Source organism: Variovorax sp. (genome assembly GCF_035634955.1).
GTDB lineage: Bacteria > Pseudomonadota > Gammaproteobacteria > Burkholderiales > Burkholderiaceae_C > Variovorax.
This window is the reverse complement of record NZ_DASQBZ010000010.1, coordinates 30,299-54,041: the sequence shown is the minus strand read 5'-3', so window position 1 is coordinate 54,041 and position 23,743 is coordinate 30,299. Positions and strand designations below refer to the sequence as shown.

Sequence of the window (23,743 nt, the reverse complement as noted above, 5' to 3'; positions counted from 1 at the left end):
CGTGAAAAAGCCCGACCTTCCTGCCAACGGGCGAACCGACCGACTTCTAAGGACGCTTCCAACATGTCTATCTTCACCGCCGTCGAGATGGCGCCGCGCGACCCGATCCTGGGCCTGAACGAGCAGTACGCTGCCGACACCAACCCGAACAAGGTCAACCTGGGCGTGGGCGTCTACTACGACGACAACGGCAAGCTGCCGCTGCTCGAGTGCGTCAAGGCAGCCGAGGCGGACATGATGAAGGCCCCCACCGCACGCGGCTATCTGCCCATTGACGGCATCGCCGCCTACGACAAGGCCGTCAAGGGCCTCGTCTTCGGCGCGGAAAGCGAGCCGGTGCAGTCCGGCCGGGTGGCGACCATCCAGGCGATCGGCGGCACCGGCGGCCTCAAGGTGGGCGCCGATTTCCTCAAGAAGATCAACCCGGACGCGAAGGTCCTGATCAGCGATCCGAGCTGGGAAAACCACCGCGCCCTGTTCACCAACGCGGGCTTCCCCGTCGAAACCTATGCCTACTACGACGCCGAAAAGCGGGGCGTGAACTTCGACGGGATGCTCGAAGCCCTGGGCTCGGCGCCCGCCGGCACCATCGTGGTACTGCATGCCTGCTGCCACAACCCCACCGGCTACGACCTGACGACCGACCAATGGGATCAGGTCATCGGCGTGGTCCGCGCCAAGCACCTGGTGCCATTCCTGGACATGGCTTACCAGGGCTTCGGTTACGGCATTGCCGAGGACGGCGCAGTGATCGGCAAGTTCGTCGCCGCCGGCCTGAGCTTCTTCGTCTCTACCTCCTTCTCGAAGAGCTTCAGCCTGTACGGCGAGCGGGTCGGTGCGCTGTCGGTGCTGTGCGCCACCAAGGAAGAAGCCGATCGCGTGCTGTCGCAGCTCAAGATCGCCATTCGCACCAACTACAGCAATCCGCCCATCCATGGCGGCGCCGTGGTGGCCGCCGTGCTCGGCGACCCGCAGCGACGCGCGGTGTGGGAAAAGGAACTGGCGGAAATGCGTGACCGCATCAAGGCCATGCGCCACAAGCTGGTGGACGGCCTCAAGGCCGCGGGCGTCAAGCGCGACATGTCGTTCATCACCCAGCAGATCGGCATGTTCAGCTACTCGGGCCTGACCAAGGACCAGATGGTCACCCTGCGCAACGAGTACGGCGTCTACGGCACCGATACCGGCCGCATGTGCGTCGCCGCGCTCAACAGCAAGAACATCGGATACGTCTGCCAGAGCATCGCCAAAGTATTGAGCTGATTCGTGACAAAAGTGGGCGCTCAGGCGCTCCACTGACATGTTGGAGACATTTCTGACGGTCGTGTAGGGATTCGACGCCTGCCGGGCGACGTATCCCGCTGCTATATTGCACTGCAACACAAAAGACTACAGAAAGCTTCCGCGATGCTCTACCAACTCTACGAAGCGCAGCGCTCTCTCATGGAGCCGTTCGCCGACTTCGCCCAGGCAGCCTCCAAGCTGTTTGGCAGCGGCACGGGCTTCAGCCAGTTGCCCATGGCGCAGCGCCTTTCCGCCAGCTACGACCTGCTCTATCGCCTCGGCAAGGACTACGAGAAGCCCGAGTTCAACATCAAGACCGTCTCCGTGGGCGACGCGGAAGTCGTCATCCAGGAGTTCGTCGAGCTCGAAAAGCCATTCTGCGAGTTGCGCCGATTCAAGCGCTACACGGACGATCCGCACACGCTGACGCTGCTCAAGGCGCAACCGGTTGTATTGATCGTGGCTCCCCTGTCCGGGCACTACGCCACCTTGCTGCGCGACACGGTGCGCACCATGCTGCAGGACCACAAGGTCTACATCACCGACTGGAAGAACGCACGTACGGTGCCGTTGTCCGAAGGCGAATTCGGCCTCGACGACTACATCAACAACGTGCAGCAGTTCATCCGCCACCTGCAGCACACCTATGGCCATTGCCACGTCATGAGCGTGTGCCAGCCCACGGTGCCGGTGCTGGCCGCGGTGTCGCTCATGGCCAGCCGTGGTGAGGCGCTACCACTGTCGCTGACGATGATGGGCGGGCCCATCGACGCGCGCAAGTCGCCTACCGCGGTGAACAACCTGGCGATGAACAAGAGCTACGAATGGTTCGAGAACAACGTCATCTACCGGGTGCCGCAGGGTTTCCCCGGCGAGGGGCGGCGGGTGTACCCGGGCTTCCTGCAGCACACCGGCTTCGTGGCCATGAACCCAGACCGGCACGCCAAGAGCCATTACGACTACTTCAAGGATCTGGTCAAGGGCGACGACGCCAGTGCCGAGACGCACCGCAAGTTCTACGACGAGTACAACGCCGTGCTCGACATGGACGCCGACTACTACCTCGACACGATTCGCACGGTGTTCCAGGAATTCCGGCTGGTGCATGGCAACTGGGACGTGCGCAATGAAAAGGGCCAACTCGAGCGCGTGCGCCCGCAGGACATCCGCACCAGCGGCCTTCTGACGATCGAAGGCGAGCTCGACGACATCTCGGGCTCGGGCCAGACCAAGGCTGCGCACGACCTGTGCACCGGCATTGCGCAGGATCACCGGCATCACCTCGAGGTCAAGGGCGCCGGCCACTACGGCATCTTCAGCGGTCGCCGCTGGCGTGACATCGTCTACCCGCAGGTCAAGGCCTTCATTGCCGCGCAGGACCAGCCCCAGACGCACCGCGTCACGCGTGCGCCCGTGAGCTCGGAGGATGCGGTCAGCGCACGCCTCACGCGCGCACGCGCCAGTTCGGGCGCTTCGCAAGATCGAACCGCCGCCAAGGCCGCGCCTGGTCGGAAGACCGCCGGGTTTGCCCGGCGCACGGGCTCGCCAGTCGCGCGCAAGAAGGCCGCCTAGGCCCGTTCCATGATTTCGCTGGCCGCGCGCATCGAGAACGCATTGCCGCAGACGCAGTGCACGCGTTGCGGCTACCCCGATTGCGCCGGCTATGCGCAGGCCATTGCCAGCGGCGACGCCGACGTCCACCAATGCCCGCCAGGCGGCGCCGCGGGCATCGAGGCATTGGCGCGCATCACCGGCCGCCCCGTCCGCCCGCTGGGCGCCGAGTTCGGCATCGAGGGGCCGCGCTCGCTGGCGGTGATCGACGAGCACTGGTGCATCGGCTGCACGCTGTGCCTGGACGCCTGTCCGACGGACGCGATCGTCGGCATCAACAAGCGCATGCACACGGTGATCGAACCCCATTGCACCGGCTGCGAGCGCTGCATCCCGGTGTGCCCGGTCGACTGCATTTCGCTCGAAGTCGTCACGCCGGGACGCAGCGGCTGGCAAGCCTGGTCGGCCACGCAGGCCGACGCGGCGCGCCGGCGCTACGCCGCGCACAAGGAACGACTTGCGCAGGCAGAAGGTTCGGCGTCGGCCACTCTCACGGGTGAGCCGGGCGGCCACGAGCCCGCGACGTCCACCGAAGCCGCACTCGCCGACGACGCCCAGGCACGCAAGCGCGCCTTGATCGAGGCGGCACTTGCCAAGGCACGCGCCCGAAAGCCCGCCGACACGTCCAAGCTGCCCCGATGAAAACCGACACCCTTCTCATCTACACCGCCGCCTCGCTCGTGCTGGCGGCGACCCCCGGCCCGACCATGCTGCTGGCCATGTCCAACGGCATCACCGGCGGGATGCGACGGGCGCGATGGGGCATGGCCGGCGCCATCCTGGGCAGCAGCATCATCATCGCCGTGGTGGCGCTCGGGCTGGGCTCGCTGCTTGCCGCTTCCGAATGGCTGTTCAACGCGCTGCGGGCGGCCGGGGTGGCATACCTGGTCTGGTTGGGCATCCGCCTGTGGCGCAGCCCGGTCGACGACGTGGACGCCATGCTGGCGCGTCCGAACCTCGCGCCGCAAGGCCCCCAGGCGCTGGTCCGCAGCCTGACGGTGGCGCTGTCGAACCCCAAGACCGTGCTCTTCTTCGGCGCATTTCTGCCCCAGTTCATCGACACGGGCGCGCCGCAGGCGCCGCAGTACCTTCTACTGGGCGTCATCTTCATCGCGCTCGACACGGTCATCATGCTGGCGTATGCCGGTGCCGGCACGCAGGCTGTGCGCTGGCTGTCCCGGCGCAACCTGCGGCGGATGAATCGCGGCTGCGCTGCCGGCATGTGGGCGCTGGCAGCCACACTGGCCTTCTGGCGACGGCCGGGCGCCTGACCGGCCCGCGACGAGCGAGGCGCACTGTCAGGCGTCGCGGCTCGCCTTGGCGAAGGCGCTCCGGATCTTGCGTGCCAACTTGTCCTGCGTATATGGCTTGCTGATCAGTTCCACGCCTGCGTCCAGCCGGCCTTCGTGGACGATGGCGTCCTGGGTATAGCCCGAGGTGAAGAGCACCGCGATATTCGGCAGGCGTTCGCGCGCACGGGCGGCAAGTTCGGGGCTGCGCAGCGATCCGGGCATGACCACGTCAGTGAACAGCATGTCCACCTGCACGCCACTGTCGATGATGGCCAGCGCCGACGTGGCGTCGCGTGCCTTCAGCACCCGATAACCCAGTTGGGTGAGCAGTTCGACGACCGTGGCGCGCACGTCATCGTCGTCTTCCGCCACGAGGATGGTCTCGGCGCCGCCGACCATTTCGTCCCCCGCTGGCGCCAGGACCATGTCCTCGTCCGCGGCAACGCGCGGCAGAAGCATGCGAACCGTCGTGCCCTGTCCAGGCCGGCTATGGATCTTCACATGCCCGCCGGACTGCTTGACGAATCCGTAGACCATCGACAGGCCCAGCCCGCTACCCTTGCCATCGACCTTGGTCGAAAAGAACGGCTCGAATACCTTTTCGAGCAGCTCGGGCCCCATGCCGCAGCCGGTATCCGCCACGGCCAGCATCACGTACTCGCCGGCGCTCATGTCGGGGTCGCCGGTGACGCTCGTGTCGTCCGGGTAGATGTTGGCTGTCTCGATCGTCAGCCGGCCGACGCCTTCCATCGCATCGCGTGCATTGATGGCCAGGTTGAGCACAGCGTTCTCGAGCTGCGCAGCGTCGACGAAGCAGTTCCACAGTGCGCCCGAGATCGTTGCTTCGATCTCGATGCCTTCGCCGATCGTGCGGCGCAGCATGTCCTCGATGCCGGGCAGAAGCCTGCCGATGTTGACCACTCTCGGTTCGAGCGGCTGTCGCCTGGCAAAGGCCAGCAACTGGCTGGCCAGCTTGGCGCCGCGCTGAACACTGTTCAGGGCATTGTCGAGATAGCGCTCGGCTCTCTCGTCGACGCCGACGACGCGCGAAAGCAACTGCAGGTTGCCCGAGATGACGTGCAGCAGGTTGTTGAAATCGTGGGCGACCCCGCCCGTGAGCTGGCCGACGCTTTCCATCTTCTGCGCCTGGTGAAGCGCCGCTTCGGTTCGCTTCAAGGCTGCGGCGGCGACACGCTCGTCGGTAACGTCGCGCCCCACCAGAAACAGGAGATCCTCGTCCGGCACGGTGCTCCAGACGAGGGTGCGATGACCGCCGGCTGCCCGCAGGCATCGGCATTCGAGCTGGAAGGACGTGCCCAGCCTCGGCAAGCCGGCCATGAAGTCGCGCGTCTCCTGGCGATCGTCCGGATGCACGTGCTCGACGAAGCTGTGCCCCGGGGGCTCGGCATTGCTGCCGCCGACCAGTGCCGACCAGGCGGGGTTCGTCGACACCAGCGTTGAATCACGACGGCACACGACCATCGGGTCTTGCGCCAGCTGCCAGATCCTGTCGCGGTCCTCCGTGCGCGCACGCACTTCCTGCGCCAGGGACGCCGCTTGTTCGTTCAGGCGCCGCAGGGCATTGAACTTGGCAGTCGTCTCCATGACCGTGTCCATCATGCCGACCACCCGACCGTGCTCGTCGCGCACGGGGCTGTAGCAGAAGGTGAAATAGGCCTGCTCGATGTAGCCGTGCCGATTGATGGCCAGGGGAAAGTCCTCGATGAACGTGGCCTCCCCGGCGAATGCACGCGCGGCGATCGGCCCGATCTGCGGCCAGGCCTCGCTCCAGACCTCCGAAAACGGTCGTCCCAGCGCTTCGGCCTTGTCGCCGAGGATCAGGCGAAACGCGTCGTTGTAGATGGTCGTCAACTCCCTGCCCCAGACCAGGCACTTCGGGAAATAGGACGACAGCACCATGTCCGCGGCGAATCGCAGCGCCAGCGGCCACCCCTGCGGCGGCCCGAGCACGTGATTGGCCCAGTCGAATTCGCGCACCTTGCGGCTCATGATGCTTGACGACGCGGGTGGCCAGGGCGCGCGGTGTTCCGCAGAGATGGGATGCTGGCTCGATGTCATGGATGGCACGTGTGGGCGCGCAGGGCACGCACCTGCGCTTTGGACCGAGCATCGCGTATCGGCCGGCGCAAGGCAATTGGGGCTGGCGCCACCCGGGCGGCGGCGCCGGCCGGCGGCACGGGCGGCGCGGCGCCCGTTCCCGTCAGGCTGCGCCTTGCGCCAGGGCCGCAAAGGCGCCGACCACTTCAGGCGGAGCCTGCACCAGCTCGATCAGCACGCCCTCGCCCGCGATCGGGAACTCGTCGCTTGCCTTCGGGTGCAGAAAGCAGATGTCGAACCCGGCCGCGCCCTTGCGGATGCCCCCGGGCGCAAATCGCACGCCCTGTCCGGCCAGCCATTCCACCGCCGCCGGAAGGTCGTCGATCCACAGGCCGATGTGGTTCAGCGGCGTGGCGTGAACAGCCGGTTTCTTGTCAGGATCGAGCGGCTGCATCAGGTCGACCTCGACCTTGAAAGGGCCATCGCCGATCGCGCAGATGTCCTCGTCGACGTTCTCCCGCTCGCTGCGGAAGGTGCCGGTGACCGTCAGTCCGAGCATCTCCACCCAGAGCTTCTGCAGGCGCAGCTTGTCGGTGCCGCCGATGGCGATCTGCTGGACGCCCAGCACCTTGAAGGGGCGTTGTGTTGCTTGAATCATGATCGGGAAGTGCCTTGACCGGGTTCGGACGAGATGACGGCCGTGGACGGCAGGCCGAGCCGGGAGAGCAGCCTGGCATCCGCCTCCAGGTCCGGGTTGCCGGTCACCAGCAGCTTGTCCCCATAGAAGATCGAATTGGCGCCAGCGAGAAAGCACAGCGCCTGCACCGGCTCGCCCAGTTGCTGCCGGCCGGCCGACAGTCGCACCCGCGCCGTCGGCATGGTGATGCGCGCGACAGCGATCACGCGTACGAAATCCAGCGGATCGATCGGATCGCTGTCGGCCAGCGGCGTGCCGGGCACGCGCACCAGGCTGTTGATGGGCACCGATTCCGGGTACGGATCCATGTTGGCCAGTTGGGCGATCAGGCCGGCACGGTGGACGGGCGCTTCGCCCATGCCCACGATGCCGCCGCAACACACGCTTATGCCGGCGCCGCGCACATGCGCCAGCGTGTCCAGGCGATCCTGGTAGGTGCGGGTGTCGACGATGTCGCCGTAGTACTCGGGCGCCGTGTCCAGGTTGTGGTTGTAGTAGTCCAGGCCCGCGTCCTTGAGCGATCGCGCCTGGTGCGCCTCGAGCATGCCCAGGGTGGCGCAGGTCTGCAGGCCCAGCCCCTTCACGGCGGACACCAGCCGCGCCACTTTCTCGATGTCGCGGTCCTTCGGTGCGCGCCAGGCGGCGCCCATGCAAAAGCGCGACGCGCCGGCGTCCTTGGCGGCCTGGGCGGCGCGCACCACCTCGTCCACCTCCATGAGCTTCTGCGCCTTGACGCCGGTGTCGAACTCCGCCGCCTGCGGGCAATAGCCGCAGTTCTCCGGGCAGCCACCCGTCTTGACCGACAGCAGCGTCGCCAACTCGATGTCCCCGGCGGGCCAGTGCTTCCGATGGACGGTCTGGGCCTGGAACAACAGGTCCATCAACGGCTTGTCGAGCAAGGCCTGGACATCCGGGACGGACCAGCGGGGCGCCGCGGCCGGCGCCGGCGCTGCCGAGCGACGGCGCAACTCGACAGGCGCTTCGTGTACAGGCGCTGCGCTCATGCGAACTCCATGATGACCTGGTCCACCGCCAGCGATTCGCCCTTGCCGGCACGCACCTGCGCGACGACGCCGTCCTGCGATGCGAACAGCACGTTCTCCATCTTCATTGCCTCGATCACGGCCAGCTTCTCGCCCGCGCGCACCTGTTGTCCCGGCTCGACCGCCACCTCGACCAGCAGACCCGGCATCGGCGACATCAGGAACTTGCTCAGGTCCGGCGGCGCCTTGTAGGGCATCAGCTTGAGCAGCCCCGCGCCGCGCGGCGACAGCACCATCGCCTCGATCTGGGCGCCGTCGTGCGAGATGCGCAGCGCCAGTGGGTTCTTGCCGCTGCCGCGCTCGACCTGCGCCGTGAAAGGCTGGCCGTTGACGGTGCCCTGCACGCAGACCGCGCCGAGCGGTGCGCGCGTGACCATCTGGTAGGTCTTGCCTTCGACGGTCACTGCGCTGGCGCCCGTGCTGCCTTCGAAGTCGGTAACCGATACCGCGCTGTGATGCTGCGTGCCGTTGGCCTCCTGAGTGACGACGACGAACTGCTCGCCGATCTTCACGCCGTGGCCTTCGAGCTGGCCGCTGATGCGCGATGCGCGTGCCCGGTAACGGCGATTCATGAACGCCGCCAACGCGATCAGGAAGCCCGGCTCGCGGTGCGGCACGTCTTCGGCGTGGAACCCCTCGGCGTAGTGCTCGGCGATGAAGCCGGTGTTGAAGTCGCCGGCCATGAACTTCGGGTGCGCCAGCAATGCAGCCTGGAACGGTATGTTGCTCGACACACCGCGGATCACGAATCCGTTGAGCGCCTCGCGCATGCGCGCGATGGCATGGGCCCGGTCCCGCCCGTGCACGATCAGCTTGGCGATCATCGAGTCGTAGTACATCGGGATCTCGCCGCCGTCGTACACGCCGGTGTCCACCCGCACGCCGTAGAGATGCTCCGTGTCGGCGGCGAACATGCTTTCCCTGGGCGGCTCGAAGCGCACCAGGCGGCCGGTGGACGGCAGGAAGTTGCGGAACGGGTCTTCCGCGTTGATGCGGCATTCGATTGCCCATCCGTTGCGCTGGACGTCCGCCTGTGCCAGCGGCAGCTGCTCGCCCGCGGCGACGCGGATCATCAGTTCCACCAGGTCCAGGCCGGTGATGCATTCGGTCACCGGGTGCTCCACCTGCAGGCGGGTGTTCATCTCCAGGAAGTAGAAGCTCTGGTCCTTGCCGACCACGAACTCCACCGTGCCCGCGCTCTGGTACTTCACCGCCTTGGCAAGCGCCACCGCCTGCTCGCCCATGGCCCGGCGCGTTTCCTCGCTGATGAAGGGCGACGGCGCCTCCTCGATCACCTTCTGGTGCCGCCGCTGGATCGAGCACTCACGCTCGTTCAGGTAGATCACATTGCCGTGCGCGTCGCCCAGGACCTGGATCTCGATGTGACGCGGCTCTTCGACGAACTTCTCGATGAAGACGCGGTCGTCCCCGAAGGAATTGCGTGCCTCGTTGCGGCACGACGAGAATCCCTCGAACGCCTCCTTGTCGTTGAACGCCACCCGCAGGCCCTTGCCGCCGCCGCCGGCGCTGGCCTTGATCATCACCGGGTAGCCGATGTCCTTGGCAATCTGCACCGCCGCCTCCGGCGTCTCGATCGCGTCGTTCCAGCCGGGTATGGTGTTCACCTTCGCTTCGTTCGCCAGCTTCTTGGACGCGATCTTGTCGCCCATCGCGGCGATCGAATAGTGCTTCGGCCCGATGAAGACGATGCCCTCTTCTTCCACCTTCCTGGCGAAGCCCTCGTTCTCCGACAGGAAGCCGTAGCCCGGATGCACCGCCTCGGCACCAGTCTTCTTGCACGCGGCGATGATGCGGTCCGCCTGCAGGTAGCTCTCGCGCGAGGGCGCCGCGCCGATGTGCACCGCCTCATCAGCCAGTTCGACATGGCGCGACTCCTTGTCCGCATCCGAATACACGGCCACGGTCTGGATGCCCATCTTGCGGGCCGTCGCGATCACCCGGCATGCGATCTCGCCGCGGTTGGCAATCAGGATCTTCTTGAACATTTGCTATTTCTCCGTACCGGACTACTTGAGCCCGAGTTCCTTGCGCATCGCCATGTTGCGCGCTTCGGCGCGCTGGAAGGCCGGACGGGCATCGAGGCGATCGACATAGGCCGAGAACGCCGCTGTCGGCTCGATCTGCTTGAATCCCATCAGGAAGCGCAGCAAGCCGCCGAACACGACGTCCGCCATCGAGAACGTATCGCCCAGCAGGAAGTCCCTGCCGGCAATGGCGGTCTGCGCCGTGGCGAGCATGGCCGCGTAGTTGCCCCAGCCCGCCGCGATCTCCTTGACTTCCCAGCCCGCACCACGCGCCATCACCGCCGGCTCGATCACGCTGGGCGCGAAGAAGGCCCAGCGCAGATAGGTGCCGCGCTCGGGCGCGTCCAGCGCCGGCGCCAGCCGGCCGGCTGCATAGCGGTCCGCCAGGTACAGCGCAATGGCAGCCGACTCCGTGACCACGACGTCGCCATCGACGAGCGTCGGCAGCTTGCCCATCGGATTCTTTGCGACGAGCTCCGACTCCTTCTGCTCCCCTTTCATGATGTCGACGACCTTCAGGTCGTAGGGAACGCCGGCTTCCTCGAGCGCCCAGATCGTGCCGGCGGCGCGCGAGTAGGGGTGGTAATAGAGGCTGATGGACATCGTTGTTCCTTCCTTGGCGACGCTCACAGCGGGATGTTCCCGTGCTTGCGCCACGGGTTGTCGAGCTTCTTGTCGCGCAGCATGACCAGCGAACGGCAGATGCGCTTGCGCGTCTCGCTCGGAAGGATCACGTCGTCGATGTAGCCGCGCGCGCTGGCCACGAAGGGATTGGCGAAGCGCTTCTTGTATTCGGCCTCGCGGGCGGCGAGCTTGGCCGGATCGTTCTTGTCTTCGCGGAAGATGATCTCGACGGCACCCTTGGCACCCATCACAGCGATCTCGGCACGGGGCCACGCAAGGTTGACGTCGCCGCGCAGGTGCTTGGAAGCCATCACGTCGTACGCGCCGCCGTAGGCCTTGCGGGTGATGACGGTGATCTTGGGCACGGTGGCCTCGGCGTATGCATACAGCAGCTTGGCGCCGTGCTTGATGATGCCGCCGTACTCCTGGCTAGTGCCAGGCATGAAGCCGGGCACGTCGACGAAGGTCACCACCGGGATATTGAAGGCATCGCAGAAGCGCACGAAGCGCGCCGCCTTGATGGAACTCTTGATGTCCAGGCAGCCAGCCAGCACCAGCGGCTGGTTGGCGACGATGCCTACCGACTGCCCGTCCATGCGGCCGAAGCCGATCACGATGTTCTTTGCATAGTCGGGCTGCAGTTCGAAGAACTCGCCATCGTCCACCACCTTGCCGATCAGCTCCTTCATGTCGTAGGGCTTGTTCGGGTTCTCCGGCACCAGCGTGTCGAGCGACAGTTCCATGCGATCTGCCGGGTCGCCGCTCGGGCGCACGGGCGGCTTCTCGCGGTTGTTCAGCGGCAGGTAGTTGAACAGGCGGCGCAGCATCATCAGCGCTTCGACGTCGTTCTCGAATGCCATGTCTGCCACGCCGCTCTTGGTGGTGTGGGTGGAAGCTCCGCCCAGTTCCTCGGCCGTGACCTCCTCGTGCGTCACCGTCTTGACCACGTCGGGGCCGGTGACGAACATGTAGGAGCTGTCCTTGACCATGAAGATGAAGTCGGTCATGGCCGGCGAGTACACGGCGCCGCCGGCGCAAGGGCCCATGACCATGCTGATCTGCGGCACCACGCCCGAGGCCATCACATTGCGCTGGAACACTTCGGCGTAGCCGCCGAGCGAGGCCACGCCTTCCTGGATGCGGGCGCCGCCGGAGTCGTTCAGGCCGATCACCGGCGCGCCGACCTTCATGGCCTGGTCCATCACCTTGCAGATCTTCTCGGCATGCGCCTCGGACAGTGCGCCGCCGAACACGGTGAAGTCCTGGCTGAACACGAACACGAGGCGGCCGTTGATCATGCCGTAGCCGGTCACGACGCCGTCGCCGGGGATCCTGGTGTCCTCCATGCCGAAATCGGTGCACCGGTGCTCGACGAACATGTCCCACTCTTCGAAGGTGTTGTCGTCCAGCAGCAGTTCGATGCGCTCGCGGGCAGTGAGCTTGCCCTTCCTGTGCTGGGCCTCGATGCGCTTTTCGCCACCGCCCAGGCGGGCCTGCGCGCGCCGCCTTTCGAGTTCGTCGATGAGATCTTGCATGATGTTCTTTCTTGCGAAGGGAATGTGCTTGGTCGTGCTTTGATTGAATTCAGTCGCCCAGCCCGGCCGCCGTGGCCAGCAGGCGGCGGGCTGCGGCGGACGCTGGCAGTTGCCCGCCGGCCACCTGCTGTGTGATCTGCGGCAGCAGCAGGCGCACCTGCGGATGCTGGCGGAAGGCCTGCTTGAGGCCGGCGTCGATGCGCTCCCACATCCAGGCCAGCGCCTGCTTCTCGCGCCGCGTGGCGATCTTGCCGTTGGCGTCCTGCGTTTCGCGAAACCGCGAGACGGCGGCCCAGAAGCCGTCGATGTTCGTCCCGGCCAGTGCGCTGATCTGCAGCACCTGCGGCACCCATTGCGCCAGCACGGCGCCGTGCGCGTCGCGTGCGGCCGAGGCATGGTCCGGATGACCCTGCTGGCCGAACAGCCGCAGCGCCGAGGTGATCTGGGCCTGGGCACGAGTCGCAGCGTCGCGGTCGATGTCGGCCTTGTTGATCACCACCAGGTCGGCCAGCTCCATCACGCCTTTCTTGATGGCCTGCAGGTCGTCGCCGGCGTTGGGCAGCTGCAGCAGCACGAACATGTCGGTCATGCCGGCGACCGCCGTCTCGGACTGGCCGACGCCGACGGTCTCGACGATGACGATGTCGTAGCCGGCGGCCTCGCACACCAGCATGCTCTCGCGCGTCTTCTCGGCCACGCCGCCCAGCGTGCCGCTCGACGGGCTGGGCCGGATGTACGCGCGCTCGTGCACCGACAGCCTCTCCATGCGCGTCTTGTCGCCCAGGATCGAGCCGCCCGAGACCGTCGACGATGGGTCGATCGTGAGCACCGCCACACGGTGGCCGCGCTCGATCAGGAACAGGCCCAGCGTCTCGATGAACGTCGACTTGCCGACGCCCGGTACCCCGGAGATGCCGAGGCGGAAGGACTGGCCGGTGTGCGGCAACAGGGCGGTGAGCAGTTCGTCCGCCTGCGCACGGTGGTCGGCGCGGGTGGATTCGAGCAGCGTGATCGCCTTGGCGATGGCGCGGCGCTGCACCAGCCCTTCCGCGCCGCACACCGACTCGGCGGTAACCGGAGGTCGCGCCACTTCAGGCTGCCGTCGCGGCCCGGATCTGCTCGAGCACATCCTTCGCGCTGGCCGGGATCGGCGTACCGGGGCCATAGATGCCTTTGACCCCCGCCTCGTACAGGAAGTCGTAGTCCTGGCGCGGAATGACGCCGCCGACGAATACGATGATGTCGTCCGCGCCCTGCTTCTTCAGCTCGGCGATGATCGCCGGCACCAGCGTCTTGTGGCCGGCCGCGAGCGTCGAGACGCCCACGGCATGCACGTCGTTCTCGATGGCCTGGCGGGCGCATTCCTCCGGCGTCTGGAACAGTGGGCCCATGTCGACGTCGAAGCCCAGGTCGGCGAACGCGGTGGCCACCACCTTGGCGCCACGGTCGTGCCCGTCCTGGCCGAGCTTCGAGATCATCACGCGCGGACGGCGCCCTTGCGCCTCGGCGAAGGTGTCGATCTCTTGCTTGAGTTGTTCCCAGCCTTCGGCCGAATCGTAAGCAGCAGCGTACACGCCGGTCACCTTTTGCGTATCGGCCCGATGGCGGCCGAAAACCTTCTCCAGGGCGTCCGAGACCTCGCCCACCGTGGCGCGCAGGCGCACCGCGTCGATGGCGAGGGCCAGCAGGTTGCCCTGTCCGCTCTCGGCGGCCTGGGTCAAGGCCGCCAGCGCCGCCCGCGCCCTGGCATCGTCGCGCGCGGCGCGAACCTTCTCCAGGCGGGCGACCTGCTGGTCGCGCACCTTCATGTTGTCCACCTCGAGCGTGTCGACGGCGTCTTCGCTCTTGAGCTTGTACTTGTTCACGCCGACGATCACGTCCTGGCCGGAGTCGATGCGGGCCTGCTTTTCCGCCGCAGCCGCCTCGATCTTGAGCTTGGCCCAGCCGGAGTCCACGGCTTTCGTCATGCCGCCCATGGCCTCGACTTCCTCGATGATCTCCCAGGCCTTGTCCGCCATGTCCTGGGTGAGCTTTTCCATCATGTAGCTGCCGGCCCAGGGATCGATCACGTTGGTGATGTGGGTCTCTTCCTGGATGATCAGCTGCGTGTTGCGGGCGATGCGGGCCGAGAACTCCGAAGGCAGCGCGATCGCCTCGTCCAGCGCATTGGTGTGCAGGCTCTGCGTGCCGCCGAACACGGCCGCCATCGCCTCGATGGTGGTGCGCACCACGTTGTTGTAGGGATCCTGCTCGGTGAGCGACCAGCCAGACGTCTGGCAGTGCGTGCGCAGCATCAGGCTCTTGGGCTTCTTCGCGTCGAAGCCCTTCATGATCCGGCACCACAGCAGGCGCGCGGCCCGCATCTTGGCCACTTCGAGATAGAAGTTCATGCCGATGGCCCAGAAGAACGACAGCCGCCCGGCGAAATCGTCCACGTCCAGCCCCTTGGCCAACGCGGTCTTGACGTACTCCTTGCCGTCGGCCAGCGTAAAGGCGAGTTCCAGGGCCTGGTTCGCTCCGGCCTCCTGCATGTGGTAGCCGGAGATGGAGATCGAGTTGAACTTCGGCATGTGGCGCGACGTGTACTCGATGATGTCGCCCACGATCCGCATGCTCGGCTCGGGCGGGTAGATGTACGTGTTGCGGACCATGAACTCCTTGAGGATGTCGTTCTGGATGGTCCCGGACAGCTTGTCCTGCGACACGCCCTGCTCCTCGGCGGCCACGACGTAGCCGGCCAGCACGGGCAGCACGGCGCCGTTCATGGTCATGGACACACTCACCTTGTCGAGTGGGATGCCGTCGAACAGGATCTTCATGTCCTCCACGCTGTCGATCGCCACGCCGGCCTTGCCGACGTCGCCGGTCACCCGCGGGTGATCGCTGTCATAGCCGCGGTGCGTCGCCAGGTCGAAGGCGACCGAGACGCCCTGCCCCCCCGCCGCCAGTGCCTGGCGATAGAACGCATTCGATTCCTCGGCCGTCGAGAAGCCGGCGTATTGGCGGATGGTCCAGGGCCGCACCGCGTACATCGTGGCCTGCGGCCCGCGCAGGTAGGGCTCGAAGCCGGGCAAGGTGTCGGCATGCGCCAGCCCTTGCACGTCGGCTGCGGTGTAGAGCGGCTTGACCGCTATGCCGTCCGGCGTCATCCAGTTCAACGCCTCCACGTTGCCGCCCGGCGCGGACTTGGCGGCGGCCTTGGACCAGTCTGCAAGGCTGGCGGATTGGAATTGCGGTTCGGATTTGCTCATGGACGCGGCTCGCTCACAGGCGGCTGACAGTTGGTTCGGGGTTTGCCCGGAGTTTGACGATTCGGACGACGAACGGGAGTTTACTCCAACATAATTATGAATTCATAGTTCCGAATAACGCTACACTCACGCCATGTCCGCCGCCCTGCCCATCGCCCCGCGCGCCCTCTACGAGGAGGTTGCCGAGCTGCTGCGCCAGCGCATCTTCCGGCGCGAACTGGAGCCCGGCAGCTGGATCGACGAACTCAAGCTGGCCGAGGAATACGGCATCAGCCGCACGCCCCTGCGTGAGGCCCTGAAAGTCCTGGCCGCTGAAGGACTCGTCACCATGAAAGTGCGGCGCGGCGCCTATGTCACGGAAGTGTCGGACAAGGACCTGTCGGACGTCTACCACCTGCTCAGCCTGCTCGAAAGCGACGCCGCCGCCGTGGTGGCCGAGCGCGCCGACCCGGGGCAGTTGGCCGAGCTCGAAGGCCTGCATGCCGAGCTGGAGGCGGCAGCACGCCCCGGTCAAGTGGACCGGGACCAGTTCTTCGCCGTCAACGAACGCTTCCATATGAAGCTCCTGGCGCTGGCCGACAACCGCTGGCGCGACCAGATGGTGGCTGACTTGCGCAAGGTCATGAAGCTCAACCGGCACAACTCGCTGCTCAAAAGCGGCCGCATCGAGGAATCGCTGGCCGAGCACCGCGCACTGATGGCCGCGCTCAAGGCACGCGACGCCCAGCGCGCCGCCCGGCAGATGCGCCTGCACTTCGACAACGGGCTCGAAGCGGCAGCCTGACAGCGCTTCGCCCGCCCAGCAGTTGGGGGAAGCGTCAGCCCGCCGGCACGGCCTCGCGCGCGCGCTGCATCACTTCGTGCGCAGGCAACTGCTTGAGGCGGTGGTCGCTCCACACCTGCCGCCAACGGCGCGCGCCGGGCAGGCCGTTGCGCAACCCCAGCATGTGGCGTGCAATCGCATACCAGGGCGTTCCATGTTCCGAAGCCTCGCGCGCCATGTAGTCGCACATGGCCGCCTCCACGTCCTCGCGTGACAGCTCGCGCGGGTCGTCGCCGAAGAACTCGGCGTCCCATTGGGCCAGCCACCAGGGGTTGTGATAGGCCTCGCGCCCCACCATCACGCCGTCGAGCAGGCGCAACTGCGCATGCACGGCCGCGTTGTCGACGAAGCCGCCGTTGATGGAGATGGTGAGCTGCGGAAACTCGTGCTTGAGCCGGTGCACGAGTTCATATCGCAATGGCGGGATCTCGCGGTTTTCCTTGGGCGACAGCCCCTTGAGCCAGGCATTGCGGGCATGCACGATGAAGGTGGCGCAGCCCGCATCGGCCACCCGGGCGACGAAATCGCGCACGAATTCGTAGCGCTCGATCTTGTCGATGCCGATCCGGTGCTTGACGGTGACCGGCAGCGACGTGGCGCCGACCATGGCCCTAACGCAGTCGGCGACGAGTGCGGGCTCGGCCATCAGGCAGGCGCCGAACGCACCTCGCTGCACCCGCTCGCTGGGACAGCCGCAGTTGAGGTTGACCTCGTCGTAGCCCCACTGCTCGGCCAGGCCCGCGCATCGCGCCAGGTCCTGCGGCTCGCTGCCGCCGAGTTGAAGAGCCACCGGGTGCTCCTCGGCGTTGAAGCGCAAATGGCGCGGCACATCGCCATGCAGCAAGGCGCCCGTGGTCACCATCTCGGTGTAGAGCAACGCACGGCGGCTGAGCAGGCGATGGAAATAGCGGCAATGCCTGTCCGTCCAGTCCATCATGGGTGCAACACTCACCCGGGACGGATTCGGCGATTGATTCGGTTGATTGATGTGCAAAGTATCCAGCCAGAAGTCGGCGCGCGCGGCACGGCCGCGCGCGAAGCCCGCATTTTCCCAGGTGGCGGGTCTCGGCGGGCGAGGCAACCGATCCGCGCCGCCGCTGCCCGGCATCCGCGCGTCAGAGCGGGCCGAGCTGGCTGAACGAGGTTCGCAGTCCGCGGTAGTCGGTCGGGCCGTTGGCGTCCGGCGGATTCCCGGTGGCCGACAGCCAGGCAGCGATGTTGGGCAACCGCTTCTCGAAGTAACTCTGCATGTTTCGCCAGTTGCCCTCGGGCGTGTGCGGCAGCGTCAGCTCCAGCGCCTCCACGCCAATGGAGCGCAGGTTGCTCGCCATGGCCAGGGTGCGGCCTTCGAGCAGGGGCAGCGACACTTCTCGGCCCTGGGAAAGGATCTCGTCGAGGATGCGGCGATTGACCACGAAGTCGGTCCAGCTGCGCTTGATGCAGGCGTCGTTGAGTTCGCGAAACACCCAGTGCATGTTGCTCGCGAACACGACCGCCACGCGCTCGGCCTGACGCGCGCCGTGGCCCGCGTGCACGCCCTGTAGCCGCACCGACCAGCCGATGGCCAGCAGTACACCGACCACCTGGACCCACGCCGCCCACACTTCGATCTCTCTCGGGTCGACGAACCAGAGCACGACGCCGAGCACCAGCACGGCCGCGAGCGGCAGCCAGCGCTTCACCGCCATGACGGCACCTCTGGCGTCAGGCGACCGGCGGCCAGTCGGGCGCGAGGGGCGCGCCGTGCGCTGGAAAGGCGGCAATGGTCCTTGTGGAGACGCACTGTGGATTCGTCAATCGACGCGAAGTCTTGATTTATGAATACTAAGAGCCGACAGAAATTACGCCTAGGGCACTTTGTCACGAAATGACACAAGTGCGCGCTTTAGTATCACTTTTCGAGACGCTTCAGGATTGGAATGAGGGATCGAGCGCCGCGTTTGGTGGAGGCCAGCATGAAGCGATTTGCGATGGACAGCCACATGGTTTCGGCCATCGGCGGGGTGTTCTATCCCACCGGCCACTCCATGATCATGTTTCCCAGCGTCGAGGTTGCGAGCCAGGTCGGGCATCGGCTGATCGAAACCGACGTGGTCAATGGCGACGACGTCTGCCTGATCTCTCCCGAGGAGATTCTCGACACCATCACGCCGACCACGCGCGCGGCGGACTTCCCCCTGCCGTCTGCCGGCACCGAGGGCGCGGCAGTACGCGTCTACACCCGCCTCGCGCTCGAAGGGCACGCAGCACTGCTGGTGCGCACGCCCGACGGGCCGGCCGCGGAGAAGGTCATGGTCGTGGTTCGCCAGGCCCCCTACTCCGCCGCCGAACGTTACCGCCGCCTGGTGATCGAGGACCTCTGACGACCGCGCACCCAAAGGCGCCGTCCGCGCCGCTCAGGCGTGCGCTGCCACAGCCGCCGTGCGGCGCACCACGTCGCGCGCCATGGCCTGGGCCAGCTCGTGCTCGCCCAGGAATACCGTCGCCTCGTCCTGCGTGAGGATGCGCGCCTGCTCCTCGCTGTGGCTGCGCACCACCACCTGGATCGCCGGGTTGAGCGTGCGTGCGGTCGCGATCATCTGGTGCACGTCGATGGCGTCAGCAGTCGCGATGGCCAGCACTCTTGCCCGGGCGATGTGGGCCTGCACCAGCACGCTCGGCTCGGCGGCGTCGCCCCAGACGGCGGCCCGGCCCTCGGCGCGCAGTTTCTCGACCAGTTCGCGATTGCGATCGGCCACCACGAACGGCACCTCGTTCTGGTCGAGCACGGCGGCAATGCGGCGCCCCACCCGCCCGTAGCCCACCAGCACCACCTGGCGCGAGAGAAACCGCGCGTCGGTGGTCATCGGCAGTTCGGCCATCGGATCGACGCGCGATTCGAACTCACGCGCCAGGGCCGAATGTTGGAGCAGCCAGCGTTGCACCGGGGCGATCATGGCGAACCACAACGGGTTGGTCGCAATGGAGATCAATGCGCCGGCCAGCACCAGGTTGCGCCCCTCCGGCGGCAGCAGGCCGAGCGACACGCCGAGCCCGGCCAGGATGAACGAAAACTCGCCGATCTGCGCCAGGCTCGCGCTCACCGTGAGCGCCACGCCCAGCGGATAGCGAAACAGCAGCACGATGCTTGCCGCGGCGATCGATTTGCCCACCACGATCACCAGCACCACCGCCAGCACCTGCAACGGCCGCTCCAGGATCACCCATGGGTCGAACAGCATGCCGACCGACACGAAGAACAGCACCGCGAAGGCATCGCGCAGCGGGAGCGACTCCTGCGCCGCGCGGTGGCTGTATTCCGACTCGCGCATCACCATCCCGGCGAAGAATGCACCGAGCGCGAACGACACGCCGAACAGCGCGGCCGACGCGAAGGCGATGCTTACGCCCGCCGCCACCACGCACAGCGTGAAGAGTTCGCGCGAGCCGGTGCGCGTGACCTGCCAGAGCAGCCAGGGGAACAGGCGGCGCCCGACCACCAGCATCAGGGCCACGAACGCGCCCACCTGCAACAGCGTCAGGCCGAGCGCGCGCCACACGTCGGCGCCCGCCCCGCCCGCGCCCTGGCGGTCGAGCAGGACCTCGGCCAGGGGAGGCAGCAGCACCAGCACGAGCACCATGGCCAGGTCTTCGACCACCAGCCAGCCAACGGCGATCCGGCCGACGTAGCTGTCCAGCAGGCCCAGGCTGTCGAGCGCCCGCAGCAGAACCACCGTGCTGGCCACCGACAGCGCCAGGCCGAAGACCATCGAAGCGCCGATGCTCCAACCCCAGGCCAGTGACATCAGTCCGCCCATGACCGTTGCCGCCGCAATCTGCACCAGCGCGCCGGGCACGGCGATCTTGCGCACGGCCAGCAGGTCGTCGAGCGAGAAATGCAGGCCGACGCCGAACATCAGAAGCATCACGCCGATCTCGGCCAGCTGCGCGGCGATGTTGGCGTCGGCGACAAAGCCCGGGGTGAACGGCCCGATGATGACGCCGGCCAGCAGGTAGCCGACCAGCGCCGGCAGGCGCAGCCGCACCGCGACGAACCCGAAGATCAGCGCCAGCCCCAGTGCGGCCGCGATGGTGTTGATGAGGGAGGCGCCATGCGTCATGCGTGGAAGTATCCACGCAACCGCCGTGCCCATCGCGCCGAATGGCCTTCGCAGCCGTCGGCCGCGGCATCGCCGCGGCTTCGGGCGCACCAATGAAAAACCCGCCGGAGGGCGGGTCGTTCGTGGTGCGCAGTGCGGTCAGTGCATGTGCAGTCCGCCGTTGACGGAGAAGTCGGCGCCGGTGGAATAGCCGCCTTCGTCGCTGGCCAGCCAGGAGCACACCGATGCGATCTCGCCCGGCTCGCCCAGGCGCCGGACCGGGATGGTGGCGACGATCTTGTCGAGCACTTCCTGCCGGATCGCCCGCACCATCTCGGTGCCGATGTAGCCCGGGCTCACCGTGTTGACCGTCACGCCCTTGGCGGCAAGCTCCTGCGCCAGCGCCATCGTGAAGCCATGCATTCCGGCCTTGGCGGCCGAGTAGTTGGTCTGACCGGCCTGCCCCTTCTCGCCATTGACCGACGAGATGTTGATGATGCGGCCCCAGCCCTTCTCCACCATGTCGCCCACCACCTGCTTGGTGACGTTGAACATGCTGTTGAGGTTGGTCTCGATCACCGCGTCCCAGTCCTCGCGGGTCATCTTGAGGAACATTCGATCGCGGGTGATGCCGGCGTTGTTGACCAGCACGTCGATGCTGCCGTGCTCCGCCTTTGCCTTGGTGAAGGCGTCCACGGTGGACTGCCACTCTCCCACGTTGCCGACCGAAGCGTGGAACTCGAAGCCGAGCGCCTTCTGCTCGCCAAGCCACTTGTCAAAGTCGCGGGTCGGACCGCACCCGGCGATGACGGTGAAACCGTCCTTGTGCAGACGCTGGCAAATGGCCGTTCCGATGCCTCCCATTCCTCCGGTGACGTATGCGACTTTCTTGCTCATGATGTTTCCTTTGTATGCCGTTGCCCTCGACGGGCCGTTTCACTGTAGCCACATTCAATGACGCGCCTGTCTCAGGAAAACACCAAGCATGCACGCAACGGATTGTCACTAAAGATTTCTATACTGGCCTGATGTCTTCCATCGTGCTGAAGAGTATCCGCAAGTCCTGGGGAGACGTTGATGCCCTGCATGCCATCGACCTGCGGATCGACAGCGGCACCTTCTGCGTGCTCCTGGGGCCATCGGGCTGCGGCAAATCGACCACCCTGCGCATCATCGCCGGCCTCGAAGGCGCCAGCGGCGGGCAGGTCCTGATCGACGGCGCGGACGTGACCGACCGGCCGCCGTCGGCGCGCGGCATCTCGATGGTGTTCCAGAACTACGCCCTGTTCCCCCACCTGAGCGTGGCCGAGAACATCGGGTTCGGCCTGTCGGTGCGCAAGGTGCCGGCGGCCGAGGCGCGCGCACGGGTGCAGGAAGCCGCCGCGCTGCTCGGGCTGCAGGCACTGCTCGAGCGCAAGCCGTCGCAGTTGTCCGGCGGGCAGCAGCAGCGCGTGGCGCTGGGCCGGGCCCTGGTGGCGCGCGCCAAGGTCTGCCTGATGGACGAGCCGCTGTCCAATCTCGACGCCCAGCTGCGCCAGGAAATGCGGCGCGAACTGCGCGAACTGCAGCGCGCACTCGGCCTGACGGTGGTCTACGTCACCCACGACCAGGCCGAGGCGATGAGCATGGCCGACCAGGTGGTGCTGCTCAACCGCGGCCGCATCGAGCAGGCCGGCACGGCGCAAGCGCTGTACCTGCGCCCTGCGACCACTTTCGCGGCCCGGTTCGTCGGAACGCCGCCGATGAACCTGCTGCGCCTCGACGAGGGCCGCATTGCCGGCAGCAACTACGACACCGGGCTCGCCGCGGCCACCCTGGGCATCCGGCCCGAATCGATCGTGCTCGACCCGTCGGGCATCCCCGCACTGGTCGACAGCACCGAATACCTGGGCGCCGACCGGGTCCTGCATTGCCGCATCGGCAGCGAATCGCTGCTGGTGCGCACCGACGGCCGGCAGCCGGCCGAAGCCGGCCAGCAGCTCGGCCTGCGCTGGTCGCCGCAAGACGCCCACGGCTTCGACGCCCAGGGCGCGCGTATCGACTGAAAGTTTCCCTGTTCCCATCCGAATCGGAGAAGAGTCCATGCAACGCAAATCCTTTCTCAAGATCTGTGCCATGCCGCTGCTGGCCGCAGCAAGCGGCCTGTATGGCGCCATGCCGGCAATGGCGCAGGCGCCAGTCGAGGTCTCGTTCTATTACCCGGTCGCCGTCGGCGGACCGATCGCGAAGACCATCGACGGCTTCGCCGAGGGCTTCATGAAGGAGAACCCCGGCATCAAGGTCTCGCCGATCTATGCCGGCACCTACCAGGAGACCATCGTCAAGGCGCTGACGGCGCACAAGTCCGGCACCCCGCCGGTGACGTCGGTGCTGCTGTCGACCGACATGTTCACGCTGATCGACGAAGACGCGGTCGTGCCCATCGACAACTTCGTCAAGACGCCAGAGGACAAGGCGTGGATGGACAGCTTCTATCCCGCGTTCATGCAGAACAGCCGCACCGGCGGCAAGACGTGGGGCATCCCCTTCCAGCGGTCCACGGTGGTGATGTACTGGAACAAGGACGCCTTCAAGGAGGCAGGGCTCGACCCCGACAAGGCGCCGGCCACCTGGGCAGAACTGAAAGCAGCCGCCACCCGGCTCACGAAGAAGGATGCGGACGGCAAGGTCAGCCAGTGGGGCGTGCAGATTCCGGCCAGCGGCTTCCCCTACTGGCTGTTCCAGACGCTGACCACGCCCAATGGCGCCATCCTGGCCAACGAGGCCGGCACTGCCGTCAAGTTCGACGACCCGAAGGTGATCGAGGCCCTGCAGTTCTGGGTCGACCTCGGCAAGGCCGGCGTGCATCCGCCCGGCGTGGTCGAGTGGGGCACCACGCCGAAGGACTTCTTCGAGAAGAAGGCCGCGATCATCTACACGACAACCGGGAACCTGACCAACATCCGCAAGAACGCCGGTTTTCCGTTCGGTGTGGGCATGATCCCCGGCAACACGCGCAAGGGCTCACCCACCGGCGGCGGCAACTTCTACATCTTCAAGAAATCCACGCCCGAGCAGCAGCAGGCGGCATTCAAGTTCATCAAGTGGATCACCCAGCCCGAGCGCGCGGCCACCTGGAGCATGGACACCGGCTACGTCGCCGTCTCGCCGGCCGCGTACGACACGCCGGCCCTCAAGAAGTATGGCGCCGAGTTTCCGCCTGCCCTGGTTGCGCGCGACCAGCTGCCGGTCTCGGTCGCCGAGTTCTCGACGCATGAGAACCAGCGCGTGACCAAGGCACTCAACGATGGCCTGCAGGCAGCGCTGACCGGCACCAAGACGCCCGCGCAGGCGATGAAGGACGCCCAGCAGGAAGCCGACCGCATCCTGCGCGCCTACAAGTGACCAGACCGGGCCGGGGT

At 66.5% G+C, this 23,743-nt stretch carries 20 protein-coding genes; 8 read left to right on the top strand and 12 right to left on the bottom strand.

Annotation, left to right across the window (positions count from 1 at the left end):
• Window positions 1-63: 63 nt before the first annotated feature.
• From VES41_RS04225 to VES41_RS04210, 4 genes are all read left to right on the top strand, one after another.
• Window positions 64-1,263: an amino acid aminotransferase gene (locus VES41_RS04225; RefSeq protein WP_324813405.1), complete on the top strand. Its 1,200-nt coding sequence runs from the start codon at window positions 64-66 to the stop codon at window positions 1,261-1,263.
• A gap of 144 nt (window positions 1,264-1,407) precedes the next feature.
• Window positions 1,408-2,856 carry a polyhydroxyalkanoate depolymerase gene (locus VES41_RS04220; protein WP_324813402.1) on the top strand — a complete coding sequence of 483 codons (1,449 nt, stop codon included), beginning with the start codon at window positions 1,408-1,410 and terminating at the stop codon, window positions 2,854-2,856.
• Window positions 2,857-2,865: 9 nt separating this feature from the next.
• Window positions 2,866-3,537 carry an electron transport complex subunit RsxB gene (rsxB, locus tag VES41_RS04215; protein WP_324813400.1) on the top strand — a complete coding sequence of 224 codons (672 nt, stop codon included), beginning with the start codon at window positions 2,866-2,868 and terminating at the stop codon, window positions 3,535-3,537.
• A complete protein-coding gene (locus VES41_RS04210; protein WP_324813397.1) occupies window positions 3,534-4,166 on the top strand; it encodes a LysE family translocator in 633 nt (210 codons plus the stop codon). Before rsxB ends, VES41_RS04210 begins: the two co-directional genes overlap by 4 nt.
• Window positions 4,167-4,193: 27 nt before the next feature.
• Here VES41_RS04210 and VES41_RS04205 read toward each other — a convergent pair whose 3' ends face one another.
• From VES41_RS04205 to scpA, 8 genes are all read right to left on the bottom strand, one after another.
• Window positions 4,194-6,197 (bottom strand): hybrid sensor histidine kinase/response regulator, encoded by a 2,004-nt coding sequence (locus VES41_RS04205; protein WP_324813394.1) that lies wholly within the window; start codon window positions 6,195-6,197, stop codon window positions 4,194-4,196.
• A gap of 211 nt (window positions 6,198-6,408) precedes the next feature.
• Complete coding sequence (locus VES41_RS04200) at window positions 6,409-6,903, bottom strand: VOC family protein (protein WP_324813391.1); 495 nt, start codon at window positions 6,901-6,903, stop codon at window positions 6,409-6,411.
• Window positions 6,900-7,946, bottom strand: coding sequence for a biotin synthase BioB (gene bioB, locus VES41_RS04195; protein ID WP_414719022.1), 1,047 nt, complete (start codon window positions 7,944-7,946; stop codon window positions 6,900-6,902). The genes VES41_RS04200 and bioB overlap by 4 nt, the downstream gene beginning before the upstream one ends.
• The gene (locus VES41_RS04190) at window positions 7,943-9,991 is read right to left on the bottom strand and encodes an acetyl/propionyl/methylcrotonyl-CoA carboxylase subunit alpha (RefSeq protein ID WP_324813389.1); all 2,049 of its coding nucleotides are present in this window, start codon (window positions 9,989-9,991) and stop codon (window positions 7,943-7,945) included. Before VES41_RS04190 ends, bioB begins: the two co-directional genes overlap by 4 nt.
• Window positions 9,992-10,012: 21 nt before the next feature.
• Window positions 10,013-10,633, bottom strand: a complete 621-nt coding sequence (locus tag VES41_RS04185) for a glutathione S-transferase family protein (protein WP_324813386.1) — start codon at window positions 10,631-10,633, stop codon at window positions 10,013-10,015.
• Between the two features lie 23 nt (window positions 10,634-10,656).
• Window positions 10,657-12,189 (bottom strand): acyl-CoA carboxylase subunit beta, encoded by a 1,533-nt coding sequence (locus tag VES41_RS04180; RefSeq protein WP_324813384.1) that lies wholly within the window; start codon window positions 12,187-12,189, stop codon window positions 10,657-10,659.
• A 49-nt stretch (window positions 12,190-12,238) separates the two neighbouring features.
• A complete protein-coding gene (gene meaB, locus VES41_RS04175; protein WP_414719021.1) occupies window positions 12,239-13,318 on the bottom strand; it encodes a methylmalonyl Co-A mutase-associated GTPase MeaB in 1,080 nt (359 codons plus the stop codon).
• Window positions 13,281-15,440: a methylmalonyl-CoA mutase gene (gene scpA / locus VES41_RS04170; RefSeq protein WP_324813378.1), complete on the bottom strand. Its 2,160-nt coding sequence runs from the start codon at window positions 15,438-15,440 to the stop codon at window positions 13,281-13,283. Before scpA ends, meaB begins: the two co-directional genes overlap by 38 nt.
• 133 nt (window positions 15,441-15,573) lie before the next feature.
• Between scpA and VES41_RS04165 the strand changes: the two genes are divergently transcribed.
• Entirely contained in the window at window positions 15,574-16,224 is a 651-nt protein-coding gene (locus VES41_RS04165; RefSeq protein WP_324813376.1) for a GntR family transcriptional regulator, read from the top strand.
• A gap of 34 nt (window positions 16,225-16,258) precedes the next feature.
• Here VES41_RS04165 and dusA read toward each other — a convergent pair whose 3' ends face one another.
• Both dusA and VES41_RS04155 read right to left on the bottom strand, forming a co-directional pair.
• Window positions 16,259-17,251 (bottom strand): tRNA dihydrouridine(20/20a) synthase DusA, encoded by a 993-nt coding sequence (dusA, locus tag VES41_RS04160; protein ID WP_324813608.1) that lies wholly within the window; start codon window positions 17,249-17,251, stop codon window positions 16,259-16,261.
• 127 nt (window positions 17,252-17,378) lie between these two features.
• On the bottom strand, window positions 17,379-17,951 hold the full coding sequence (locus VES41_RS04155) for a hypothetical protein (protein WP_324813375.1): 573 nt from the start codon (window positions 17,949-17,951) through the stop codon (window positions 17,379-17,381).
• Between the two features lie 267 nt (window positions 17,952-18,218).
• On the opposite strand from VES41_RS04155, the gene VES41_RS04150 reads away from it, so the two are divergent.
• The gene (locus tag VES41_RS04150; protein ID WP_324813372.1) at window positions 18,219-18,626 is read left to right on the top strand and encodes a hypothetical protein; all 408 of its coding nucleotides are present in this window, start codon (window positions 18,219-18,221) and stop codon (window positions 18,624-18,626) included.
• Between the two features lie 33 nt (window positions 18,627-18,659).
• On the opposite strand, the gene ybaL is transcribed toward VES41_RS04150, so the two are convergent.
• Window positions 18,660-20,363 carry a YbaL family putative K(+) efflux transporter gene (gene ybaL, locus VES41_RS04145; protein WP_324813370.1) on the bottom strand — a complete coding sequence of 568 codons (1,704 nt, stop codon included), beginning with the start codon at window positions 20,361-20,363 and terminating at the stop codon, window positions 18,660-18,662.
• Window positions 20,364-20,501: 138 nt separating this feature from the next.
• A complete protein-coding gene (phbB, locus tag VES41_RS04140) occupies window positions 20,502-21,239 on the bottom strand; it encodes an acetoacetyl-CoA reductase (RefSeq protein ID WP_324813369.1) in 738 nt (245 codons plus the stop codon).
• A gap of 131 nt (window positions 21,240-21,370) precedes the next feature.
• On the opposite strand from phbB, the gene VES41_RS04135 reads away from it, so the two are divergent.
• Window positions 21,371-22,387: an ABC transporter ATP-binding protein gene (locus VES41_RS04135; RefSeq protein ID WP_324813367.1), complete on the top strand. Its 1,017-nt coding sequence runs from the start codon at window positions 21,371-21,373 to the stop codon at window positions 22,385-22,387.
• A 37-nt stretch (window positions 22,388-22,424) separates the two neighbouring features.
• Window positions 22,425-23,726 carry an ABC transporter substrate-binding protein gene (locus VES41_RS04130; RefSeq protein ID WP_324813365.1) on the top strand — a complete coding sequence of 434 codons (1,302 nt, stop codon included), beginning with the start codon at window positions 22,425-22,427 and terminating at the stop codon, window positions 23,724-23,726.
• The last annotated feature ends 17 nt before the right edge of the window (window positions 23,727-23,743 follow it).